This is a genomic window from Streptomyces sp. NPDC059852 (genome assembly GCF_042731455.1).
Classification (GTDB): domain Bacteria; phylum Actinomycetota; class Actinomycetes; order Streptomycetales; family Streptomycetaceae; genus Streptomyces.
The window spans coordinates 52,003-63,106 of record NZ_JBHWJK010000037.1; the positions used below are offsets into that span (position 1 = coordinate 52,003).

General features: G+C 69.9%; 9 protein-coding genes. 4 read left to right on the top strand and 5 right to left on the bottom strand.

All coding sequences use genetic code 11. The features are described from left to right. Nucleotides 1–35 precede the first annotated feature (35 nt). The 3 genes from ACFV46_RS31605 to coxB are packed head-to-tail and all read right to left on the bottom strand — an operon-like array spanning nt 36 to nt 3,126. Nucleotides 36–434 carry a cytochrome c oxidase subunit 4 gene (locus ACFV46_RS31605; protein ID WP_361935138.1) on the bottom strand — a complete coding sequence of 133 codons (399 nt, stop codon included), beginning with the start codon at nt 432–434 and terminating at the stop codon, nt 36–38. Further along, entirely contained in the window at nt 431–2,164 is a 1,734-nt protein-coding gene (ctaD, locus tag ACFV46_RS31610; RefSeq protein WP_385500760.1) for a cytochrome c oxidase subunit I, read from the bottom strand. The genes ACFV46_RS31605 and ctaD overlap by 4 nt, the downstream gene beginning before the upstream one ends. Next, entirely contained in the window at nt 2,161–3,126 is a 966-nt protein-coding gene (coxB, locus tag ACFV46_RS31615; protein ID WP_361934657.1) for a cytochrome c oxidase subunit II, read from the bottom strand. The genes ctaD and coxB overlap by 4 nt, the downstream gene beginning before the upstream one ends. A gap of 287 nt (nt 3,127–3,413) precedes the next feature. On the opposite strand from coxB, the gene ACFV46_RS31620 reads away from it, so the two are divergent. Further along, on the top strand, nt 3,414–4,799 hold the full coding sequence (locus tag ACFV46_RS31620) for a cysteine desulfurase/sulfurtransferase TusA family protein (protein ID WP_385500761.1): 1,386 nt from the start codon (nt 3,414–3,416) through the stop codon (nt 4,797–4,799). A 10-nt stretch (nt 4,800–4,809) separates the two neighbouring features. Here the strand turns inward: ACFV46_RS31620 and ACFV46_RS31625 are convergent, their stop codons facing one another. Beyond that, nucleotides 4,810–5,784 carry a carbohydrate kinase family protein gene (locus ACFV46_RS31625; protein ID WP_361934663.1) on the bottom strand — a complete coding sequence of 325 codons (975 nt, stop codon included), beginning with the start codon at nt 5,782–5,784 and terminating at the stop codon, nt 4,810–4,812. Nucleotides 5,785–5,915: 131 nt separating this feature from the next. On the opposite strand from ACFV46_RS31625, the gene ACFV46_RS31630 reads away from it, so the two are divergent. After that, on the top strand, nt 5,916–6,125 hold the full coding sequence (locus tag ACFV46_RS31630) for a hypothetical protein (RefSeq protein ID WP_361934666.1): 210 nt from the start codon (nt 5,916–5,918) through the stop codon (nt 6,123–6,125). 178 nt (nt 6,126–6,303) lie between these two features. Next, on the top strand, nt 6,304–8,313 hold the full coding sequence (locus ACFV46_RS31635) for a hypothetical protein (protein WP_385500763.1): 2,010 nt from the start codon (nt 6,304–6,306) through the stop codon (nt 8,311–8,313). 84 nt (nt 8,314–8,397) lie between these two features. On the opposite strand, the gene ACFV46_RS31640 is transcribed toward ACFV46_RS31635, so the two are convergent. After that, on the bottom strand, nt 8,398–8,754 hold the full coding sequence (locus ACFV46_RS31640) for an iron-sulfur cluster assembly accessory protein (RefSeq protein WP_030951236.1): 357 nt from the start codon (nt 8,752–8,754) through the stop codon (nt 8,398–8,400). A 337-nt stretch (nt 8,755–9,091) separates the two neighbouring features. Between ACFV46_RS31640 and nadA the strand changes: the two genes are divergently transcribed. Beyond that, on the top strand, nt 9,092–10,288 hold the full coding sequence (gene nadA / locus ACFV46_RS31645) for a quinolinate synthase NadA (protein ID WP_376729909.1): 1,197 nt from the start codon (nt 9,092–9,094) through the stop codon (nt 10,286–10,288). Nucleotides 10,289–11,104: the final 816 nt, after the last annotated feature.

The following is an 11,104-nucleotide window of genomic DNA, read 5'->3' on the forward strand; positions in this document are numbered from 1 at the left end:
CGGAGGGTCCGGGCTCCCGGTGCTACGCGCTCAGGTCACTGGGTGCGGTTCTCACCGCGGTAGTACTCGAAGACCCAGCCCCAGATGCCGATGAGGATCATCGGCAGCGAGAAGTACATCAGCCACCAGCCGACCGCGATCGACAGGAACGCGAGAGCGCCACCGATCGCGAGGGAGAGGGGCTGCCAGCTGTGCGGGCTGAAGAAGCCCACCTCGCCGGCGTCGTCCGCGACGTCCGCCTCCTTGTCGTCCTGCGCGCCGGCGTCCACCCGCCGGGCCGTGAAGCCCAGGTAGAAGCCGATCATGATCGCAAGACCGAAGGCCAGGAAGAGGGCCGTGGTACCGGCCGGCTCCTTCGACCACACGCCATAGACGATCGCCATGGCGAGGATGAAGACGCTCAGCCACATGAACATCCTGCCCTGGATCTTCACTTGCCGGCCTCCTTGCCACCAGCCAGAGCCTTGTCACCGTGAGGCGCGTTCTCGAGCTGGTCGAGTGCGGCGATCTCAGGGTGATGCAGGTCGAACGCCGGGGATTCGGAACGGATCCGCGGCAGGGTGATGAAGTTGTGCCGCGGCGGCGGGCAGGACGTCGCCCATTCGAGCGAACGGCCGTAGCCCCACGGGTCGTCGACGCCGACCGGCTTGCCGTACTTGGCCGTCTTCCAGACGTTGTAGAAGAACGGCAGGAGCGACAGGCCGAGCACGAACGAGCTGATCGTCGAGAACGTGTTCAGGGCGGTGAAGCCGTCGGCCGCCAGGTAGTCCGCGTAACGACGGGGCATGCCCTCGGCACCCAGCCAGTGCTGGACCAGGAAGGTGCCGTGGAAGCCGATGAACAGCGTCCAGAAGGTGATCTTGCCCAGGCGCTCGTCGAGCATCTTGCCGGTCATCTTCGGCCACCAGAAGTGGAAGCCGGAGAACATGGCGAAGACGACGGTGCCGAACACGACGTAGTGGAAGTGCGCCACCACGAAGTACGAGTCGGAGACGTGGAAGTCCATCGGCGGCGAGGCCAGGATGACACCGGTCAGACCACCGAAGGTGAAGGTGATCAGGAAGCCGACCGCCCAGAGCATCGGTGTCTCGAAGGACAACGAGCCCTTCCACATCGTTCCGATCCAGTTGAAGAACTTCACACCGGTGGGGACGGCGATGAGGAACGTCATGAAGGAGAAGAACGGAAGCAGTACACCGCCGGTGACGTACATGTGGTGCGCCCACACGGTGACGGACAGGCCCGCGATGGCGATGGTCGCCGCGATCAGACCCATGTAGCCGAACATCGGCTTGCGGGAGAAGACCGGGATGACCTCACTGATGATGCCGAAGAACGGCAGCGCGATGATGTACACCTCTGGATGCCCGAAGAACCAGAACAGGTGTTGCCACAGCAACGCCCCGCCGTTGGCCGAGTCGAACACGTGGGCGCCGAACTTGCGGTCCGCCTCCAGCGCGAACAGCGCCGCCGCCAGCACCGGGAAGGCCAGCAGGACCAGCACCGCGGTCAGCAGCACGTTCCACACGAAGATCGGCATGCGGAACATGGTCATGCCCGGCGCGCGCATGCAGATGATCGTGGTGATGAAGTTGACCGAGCCGAGGATCGTGCCGAAGCCGGAGAAGGCCAGACCCATGATCCACATGTCGGCGCCGACACCGGGCGAGCGCACCGCGTCCGACAGCGGGCTGTAGGCGAACCAGCCGAAGTCGGCCGCGCCCTGCGGGGTCAGGAAGCCGCCCACCGCGATGAGCGAGCCGAACAGGTACAGCCAGTAGGCGAACATGTTCAGCCGCGGGAACGCCACGTCCGGCGCGCCGATCTGCAACGGCATGATCCAGTTCGCGAAGCCCGCGAACAGCGGCGTCGCGAACATCAGCAGCATGATCGTGCCGTGCATCGTGAACGCCTGGTTGAACTGCTCGTTCGACATGATCTGCAGACCGGGCCGGGCCAGCTCGGCGCGCATGAGCAGCGCCATCACGCCACCGATCACGAAGAACACGAACGACGTGACCAGGTACAGCGTGCCGATCGTCTTGTGGTCGGTGGTGGTGAGCCACTTGACCACGACGTTGCCGGGCTGTCGGCGACGGACCGGCAGTTCGTTCTCATAGGTGCCCGCCTCGGCGGCACCCAAGGGTTCGTTGACGATGCTCACAGGTTTGTCGTCTCCCGGTTCTTCTCGTGGCTCGTCTGCGCGATGCCGGCGGGAACGTAACCGGTCTGCCCCTTCTTCGCGAGGTCCTTGAGGTGCTGCTCGTACCGCTCGGGGGAGACGACCTTCACGTTGAACAGCATCCGGGAGTGGTCGACGCCGCACAGCTCGGCGCACTTGCCCAGGAAGGTGCCCTCACGGTTGGGGGTCACCTCGAAGGCGTTGGTGTGGCCCGGGATGACGTCCTGCTTCATGAGGAACGGCACCACCCAGAAGGAGTGGATGACGTCACGCGAGGTGAGCACGAAGCGGACGGTCTTGCCCTTCGGCAGCCACAGGGTCGGACCCGGGTTGCCCGTCTGCGGGTTCCGGGTGCCGGGGGTGCCGCAGTCGTAGACGCCGCCGGCGTTCGCCGGGAAGTCGTCCTTGTACCGGTTCGGGATGGCGGCCAGTTCCTTGGACGTCTTCGCGTCACCGGTGGAGCCCTCGACGTCGGCGACCATGTTGAAGCACCAGCTCCACTGGAAGCCGACCACGTTCACCGTGACGTCGGGCTTGTCCTTGAGCTCGAGGAGCTTCGACTCGTCGCGTGCCGTGAAGTAGAACAGCACGGAGACGATGATGAGCGGGACCACGGTGTACAGCGCCTCGATGGGCATGTTGTACCGGGTCTGCGGGGGAACCTCGACCTTCGTCCGGCTGCGCCGGTGGAAGATCGCGCTCCAGATGATCAGACCCCACACCAGCACGCCGACGGCGAGCGCAGCCGCCCAGGAACCCTGCCACAGGGAGAGGATCCGCGGAGCCTCTTCCGTGGTCGGGGTGGGCATACCAAGGCGGGGGAAGTCTTCCCAGTTGTACGAGCAACCGGTGGCTGTCGCCAGGACCAGGCCCGCGGTCATTGCCTGCAGCAGCTTCCGCCGCATCGGGCGCCGCGGCGAGCGGTCGGAGCCGTTGGGACTCACGTAGCGCCTTCCCGAGAGTCTCGCCCGCGCGGTTCGGCTGCGGCCTGGCCTTCTCGCTGGTCGGTCGCCGCCCTGCGTCGGGCAGGGGTTTGGATGTTTATGCGGACCAAACCCTAGCCGACGCCCTCCGGGGGTTCGCGGGGAGGGGTGCCTAGTGGGGTGGGGGGTTCGCTGGATTGGCGGCTGAAGGTCCGTCGTGGCTTGTCGCGCCCCGCGGCGGAGCCGCTGATGTCACGGCCCCGCGCCCCTTTTGGGCATGCCGCCGACCGGGCGTCTAGCGTTGCCGTGTGGGTTACTTCGACGCTGCTTCCAGTGCTCCTCTCCACCCCGTCGCGCGGCAGGCCCTGCAGGCCTCGCTCGACGAGGGGTGGGCCGACCCCGCACGGCTCCACCGGGAGGGCAGGCGGGCGCGGTTGCTGCTCGACGCCGCCCGGGAGGCGGCCGCCGATGCGGTGGGCTGCCGGCCCGACGAGCTGTCGTTCACGCCGTCCGGGACGCTGGCGGTCCACACCGGTGTCGCCGGGGTGTTGGGCGGTCGGCGGCGGGTCGGACGTCACCTGATCGTGTCGGCCGTCGAACACTCCTGTGTGCTCCATGCGGCTGACGCGCACGAAGCGGCGGGGGGTTCGGTCAGTCAGGTGGCGGTGGACCGCGGCGGGTCGGTGACCGCGGACGGCTATCGGGAGGCGCTGCGTGCCGACACCGCGCTGGCGTGCCTTCAGTCGGCCAACCACGAGGTGGGCACCGAGCAGCCGGTGGCGGAGGTGGCCGCCGTGTGCCGGGAGGCCGGGGTGCCGTTGCTGGTGGACGCGGCGCAGTCGCTCGGCTGGGGGCCGGTCGAGGGCGGCTGGTCGGTGCTGACCGGCAGCGCCCACAAGTGGGGCGGCCCGTCGGGCGTCGGTCTCCTCGTCGTCCGCAAGGGGGTGCGGTTCGCCGCGCAAGGGCCGGTGGACGAGCGGGAGTCGGGGCGTGCGCCCGGCTTCGAGAACATCCCGGCGATCGTGGCGGCGGCGGCCTCGCTGCGGGCGGTGCGGGCGGAGGCGGCCCAAGAGGCGGTACGGCTGAGGGAGCTGACGGAGCGGATCCGGGCGCGGGTGCCGCGGCTGGTGCCGGACGTGGAGGTGGTCGGCGATCCGGTGCGGCGGCTGCCCGGGATCGTCACCTTCTCGTGTCTCTATGTCGACGGGGAGACATTGCTGCACGAGCTGGACCGGGCCGGGTTCTCCGTGTCGTCCGGTTCGTCCTGCACGAGCAGCACGCTGACGCCCAGCCATGTGCTGAAGGCGATGGGGGTGCTGAGCGAGGGGAACATCCGGGTGTCGCTGCCGCCCGGGGCGAGCGCCGAGGACGTGGAGCGGTTCCTGGAGGTGCTGCCGGGGGCGGTGGCGGGGGTCCGGGAGAAGCTGGAAGCGCCGGCCGCGGGGCCGGTGGCCCGGCAGGACGGGGACGACGTGCTGGTCGTGGACTCGCTGGGCAAGCGGTGCCCGATCCCCGTCATCGAGCTCGCCAAGGTCATCGGCCAGGTGCCGGTGGGCGGGCTGGTCCGGGTCCTGTCCGACGACGAGGCGGCCCGGCTGGACATCCCGGCCTGGTGCGAGATGCGGGGGCAGGAGTACGTGGGCGAGGAACCGGCGGAACAGGGGACGGCCTACCTGGTCCGCCGGATCGGCTAGAACCCCGAGCTCACTTGAGGTGGGCCCGCACCTCTTCGCTCGCGTCGTGCCCGTACGCCTTGGCGAACCGCTCCATGAAGTGGGCGCGGCGCAGCTGGTACTCCTGCGTGCCGACGGTCTCGATGACGAGGGTCGCCAGCATGCAGCCGACCTGGGCGGCCCGCTCCAGGGAGACGCCCCAGGCCAGACCGGACAGGAAGCCGGCGCGGAAGGCGTCGCCGACGCCGGTCGGGTCGGCCTTGCGCTCCTCCTCGGGGCAGCCGACCTCGATCGGGTCCTCGCCCTGCCGCTCGATGCGCACACCGCGCGAGCCGAGCGTGGTGACGCGGTGGCCGACCTTGGACAGGATCTCCTCGTCGCTCCAGCCGGTCTTCGACTCGATGAGGCCCTTCTCGTACTCGTTGGAGAAGAGGTAGGTCGCGCCGTCCAGCAGTATCCGGATCTCCTCGCCGTCCATGCGGGCGATCTGCTGGGAGAAGTCGGCGGCGAAGGGGATCTGCCGGGAGCGGCACTCCTCGGTGTGCCGGAGCATGCCCTCGGGGTCGTCGGCGCCGATCAGGACCAGGTCGAGGCCGCCCACGCGGTCCGCGACGGTCTTCAGCTCGATCAGGCGGGCCTCGCTCATCGCGCCCGTGTAGAAGGAGCCGATCTGGTTGTGGTCGGCGTCCGTGGTGCAGACGAAGCGGGCGGTGTGCAGGGTCTCGGAGATACGGACCGAGCCGGTGTCGACGCCGTGCCGGTCCAGCCAGGCCCGGTACTCGTCGAAGTCGGAGCCGGCGGCGCCGACCAGGATCGGCTCGGTGCCCAGCTGGCCCATGCCGAAGGCGATGTTCGCGCCCACGCCGCCCCGGCGCACGTCCAGGTTGTCGACCAGGAACGACAGCGAGACCGTGTGCAGCTGGTCCGCGACGAACTGGTCGGCGAAGCGACCCGGGAAGGTCATGAGGTGGTCGGTGGCGATGGAGCCGGTGACTGCGATGCGCACGGCGGGGAGTCTCCTGGGGGGAGGTTGGGTTGACAGTCCACGCTACCTTCCGTGACCGGCCTGCTGAAGTGGCCGAAACTACCCGATAGTAGATCTTTCTTCTCGGGCCCCGGCGTGCTTACGGTGCCGCCATGACGAAATTCGAGGTCCGCGCTCCCGTTCCGGCCGACCAGGAGGCCGGTCTGGCCTCTCTGCTCGGCGACTGCGCGCGGATGGCACCTCACTGGGCCGTCCCCGACCGGGTCCTTTCCCGTCCGGTCTCCCCCGCACGCATCCACGGGGTCTCGGTGCCGCCGAGGTCGGCGCGTCTGCTGGACGCGATGTCCGACTACGGCGACTGACCGGCCGCCGGTCCGGACTCCGCGCCCGGACCGGCGCCCACAGGGGAACCGTGCGCTCCCCCGCTGCGTCCCATCGGCGTCCCCCGTGAAGGGGATGCGGGATACGACCCGACCGATCCGCCTTTGACAGGGCCGGGTCAGGGTCCTTGGGACAGTGCGCAGCCGAAGGAGCGATGCGGTGAACACCGAGCGACCCGAGAACGACGACACGGGTGCCTCCGGCGGTCGGCCGGTGAACTCGGGAGCGAGCGCCTCCGGCGGTCACCCTGAGAGCTCGGGGGCGAGCGCCTCCGGCGGTCACCCTGAGAGCTCGCCGGCGCCCGGCGCCGGGAGCTCGCCCGAGGCTGAGGCTCCGAACGGCGCGAGCGCCGGCGAGGAGCAGGCGCGGGACGCCGGGGCCGGGGCATCGGACGGCGCACGGGGGACGGACGCCGGGGGTGAGCGGCGGGCCGCTGTGCCCGACGCCGACGGGGCGGCCGAGGCTGAGGGCCGGGGGGACGCGGACGCCGTCGGCGAGGGTCGGGCGCTGGACGCCGGGGCCTCGGAGGCCGACCGGGAAACGCACGCCGAGGGCGAGCAGCGGGCCGGGACGGCCGACGCCGAGGGCCAGGGGGACGCGGACGCCGTCGGCGAAGGGCGGGCGTCGGTCCCCGCTGGCGGAGGTGCCGGGCAGGCCGCGGACGCGGGTGCCGGGGCGTCGGACGGCGATCGCGGAACGGACGAGGGCGGGCGGCGGCGGTCACCCGCTGTCGTCGCCTCCGTCGCCGCCGCCGTGCTGCTCATCGGCGGAGGCGGCGCCTATCTCGCCGCCAACGCCTCGGGCGGGTCGGACGGCTCCGCCGCGAGCGGGGCGCCCGGTGGCTCCCCTCCCCCGCCGCTGCATCTGGACGGCGCCACCGAGGGCGGCGCCTCGAACGGCATCGCGCCCGGGGAGCCCAACCCGTACGGCGTGCGGTACCGGGCGGGTGGCGACCTGCCCGACGGGCCGGGGTCGGCGCCGGTGTACCGGGCCGCGGGGCAGATCGGCGCGGACGACGTGGAGCGGCTGGCCGACGCACTCGGCGTGGACGGCACTCCCGTGTCCCGCGGGCAGACCTGGCACATCGGCGTGAAGGACGGCACCGGTCCCACGCTCCAGGTGGACAAGCAGGCGCCGGGCGCCTGGACGTTCCAGCGGTTCGCCGCCGGCACCGACGACTGCCGGGGCGTCGCCGGGTGCGCGAAGACCCCGTCGGCACGGGCCGGCGACCCGCCGGCCGAGGACGCCGCGAAGAAGGCGGCCGCGCCGGTGCTGGAGGCGGCCGGGCAGGACGGGGCGAAGCTGGACGCGGGCCAGGTCATGGGCGCCCAGCGGGTGGTGCGCGCCGAGCCGGTGGTGGACGGGCTGCCCACCTACGGCTGGACGACCGGGGTCACCGTGAACGCCCAGGGCGAGGTGGTCGGCGGCAGCGGTCTGCTCGCGACCCCGGTGAAGGGCGACACCTATCCCGTGCTGAGCGCGGACAAGACGCTCGGCCTGATGAACGAGACCCCCGGCGGTGGCGACGGCCGCGGCGGCATCGGGGGCTGCGCCGACCCCGTACCGCTGAAGGACCGGCCGGAGGCGCCCTGCGACGCGACGGCGGACCCGTCGGCGAAGAAGGACACGGTCACCGTCGAGAAGGCGGTCTTCGGGCTGGCCGCGCACGCGGTGGACGGCCGGCAGGCGCTGGTGCCGTCCTGGCTGTTCCAGGTGCGGGCGCAGGACGCGCGGGACCGCTTCACGGTGACGTATCCGGCGGTCGACCCGGCGTATCTGGCCACGCCGTCCGAGGAGCCGACGACCGGGCCGAGCCCGCGTCCGTCCGGCCCGAAGGACGACCCGTCCGCCTCGCCGGTCACCCGGAACGTGACGGTGGAGGGCTACAAGGCCGAGGGCAGGGACCTCACGGTGACCTTCACGGGCGGGGTGTGCGCGGACTACGACGTGACGGCGAGCGAGAGCGGCGGCACGGTGACGGTCCGGGTGACGGAGACGACCCGGCCGGAGAAGGTCTGCATCCTCATCGCCAAGGTGTTCCACCGCACCGTGCGGCTGGACGCGCCGCTCGGCGACCGCAGGGTCGTGGGCACGGACGGGCAGGGCGTGCCACTGGAGAAGCCCGGTGCGCGGCTGCCCGCGACACCGCAGACGTCCGGGGCGCGTTGAGGAGTCCCCGGACACAGGAAGGCGGCGGCCCCGTCGGAGGGGGTCGCCGCCTTTCCACGGACGGGCCGGGGTCGGCCGGTCCGGCTAGCTGAACGAGTCGCCGCAGGCGCAGGAGCCCGTCGCGTTGGGGTTGTCGATCGTGAAGCCCTGCTTCTCGATGGTGTCGACGAAGTCGATGGACGCGCCGCCCAGGTACGGGGCGCTCATGCGGTCGGTGACGACCTTGACTCCGCCGAAGTCCTTCACGACGTCGCCGTCGAGCGAACGCTCGTCGAAGAAGAGCTGGTAGCGCAGGCCCGAGCAGCCACCCGGCTGAACGGCGACACGCAGAGCCAGGTCGTCACGGCCTTCCTGGTCCAGCAGGGCCTTGACCTTGGCCGCGGCGGCGTCGCTCAGAATGATGCCGTCGGTGGCGGTGCTGGTCTCGTCCGATACGGACATCTACATCTCTCCCGGGTTGTACGGAGACTGCTTGCCGACGAGTGCAACCGGCAAGGCCGCGGATTCATTCCGGGCCGAGCGTGCTTTTTCCGCTTCTCATGCTCGCCCTCTTCATGCTCGCACATGCCCGGCGGCACAGACAGCGCCCTGGTGGCGGGCGACGAGCGGACCGTTCCGGGATTCACGTCACATCGACACGACCGCCATCGTCAAACTGACGTGAAGCGGTTATGATAGATAGCGTCAATCCGACGAGAAGTCGGAGAAGGTGTCCCGCTTGACCCGCCGGACCGGTTTTCCGGCGCCGGCGAGCCGCAGAACAGAAAGGGTGCGTGTCGTGACCACCGCCCAGACCCAGGAGCTCGACGTACAGCCGACGCCCCTCGCCCTGCTGCTCCTCGGCCGCGAGGCCGACCCGAGGAGCGAGCGCGGCGTCGAGTGTCCCGGTGACCTGCCCTCGCCGTCCGACCCGGACCTGGTCGAGCGGGCCCGCGCGGCCAAGGAGAAGCTCGGCGACAAGGTCTTCGTGCTCGGCCACCACTACCAGCGCGACGAGGTCATCCAGTTCGCGGACGTGACCGGTGACTCCTTCAAGCTGGCCCGGGACGCCGCCGCGCGCCCCGAGGCCGAGTACATCGTGTTCTGCGGTGTGCACTTCATGGCGGAGTCCGCGGACATCCTGACCTCCGACGACCAGAAGGTCGTCCTGCCCGACCTGGCCGCCGGCTGCTCGATGGCCGACATGGCGACGGCCGAGCAGGTCGCCGAGTGCTGGGACGTGCTGACCGAGGCCGGCATAGCCGAGCAGGTCGTGCCCGTCTCGTACATGAACTCCTCGGCGGACATCAAGGCGTTCACGGGCAAGCACGGCGGCACGATCTGCACGTCGTCCAACGCCAAGCGCGCCCTGGACTGGGCCTTCGAGCAGGGGGAGCCCTCGGCGACGAAGGTCCTCTTCCTGCCCGACCAGCACCTCGGCCGCAACACCGCCGTGCGGGACATGGGCATGTCCCTGGAGGACTGCGTCGTCTACAACCCGCACAAGCCGAACGGCGGCCTGACCACCGACGAGCTGCGCGCGGCGAAGATGATCCTGTGGCGCGGCCACTGCTCGGTGCACGGCCGCTTCAGCCTGGACTCCGTCAACGACGTGCGCGAGCGCATCCCCGGCGTGAACGTCCTGGTCCACCCCGAGTGCAAGCACGAGGTCGTGGCCGCCGCCGACTACGTCGGGTCGACCGAGTACATCATCAAGGCCCTGGAGGCCGCCCCGGCCGGCTCCAAGTGGGCCATCGGCACGGAGCTGAACCTGGTCCGCCGCCTGGCGAACCGTTTCGCGCCCGAGGGCAAGGAGATCGTCTTCCTCGACAAGACGGTCTGCTTCTGCTCGACCATGAACCGCATCGACCTGCCCCACCTGGTGTGGACGCTGGAGTCGCTGGCCGAGGGCACCCTGGTCAACCGGATCGAGGTCGACAAGGAGACCGAGGCGTTCGCGAAGCTGGCGCTGGAGCGGATGCTGGCCCTGCCGTAACCGGCGGCCGCCCCCGCGCTCACCCCGACACGGGCTTCCGGTCGGGGTGGGTGAGGGTTCGGTGACGCCGCAACTACCCGCACTCACCTCGCAGTTGCGGGTTGTAACTGATGTGTAGTGAGATGATCTCCGTCGTCGAATCCAAACCTTTATACGGGGGGATCATGAAGCGCTTACTCTCAGCAGCTGCCGCCACGGTGGCTCTCGCCGCCGGCCTCGTCATCAATACTTCAAGCCCTGCGGCTGCGGCTGAGACGGCCCCGGACTGCCCTTCGGTCATTCAGATCGGAAGCACGGGGTACATCAAGTTTCACGGAGAACCCGTCGTCTCTGTGAAGCAGTTCAAGGGCTGCGGGAAAAATTGGGCGTATGCCTATGTCTGGCAGAGTTTCCGGGACAGCTACGGATCTTGGTCCATATCCGCCTGGATCCGTGTAGGGGAGTCGTCCGAATGGGGACGGAGGACCGGACCGGGAATCGAGGTCTGGTCAGCCGGGACCCCCACCCTGGACACGTGCACCCAGGCGCTTGGTCAGCTCAAATTCACTTCCCAGACCCTTACCGGCAATACGGACACCCGCTGCTGACAGTGCGGATCAGCCGTCTTCACAGGTATGACACCCGGCCTTCCAGCCCGTGACCTGCGTCCGGCCTCCGCCGCGCCGCCCCCTACAGTGTGCGGCGCCGCTTCAGCCCCAGTGGATGTACAGCATATGTAACGGCACAACGGCGACGGCCGGGTCCCGAACCGGTGGGTGTGGGGAGGTGACCCCCCCGCACCGCAAAAAAACGAAGAAAGAAACCGGCCGGGGGGAA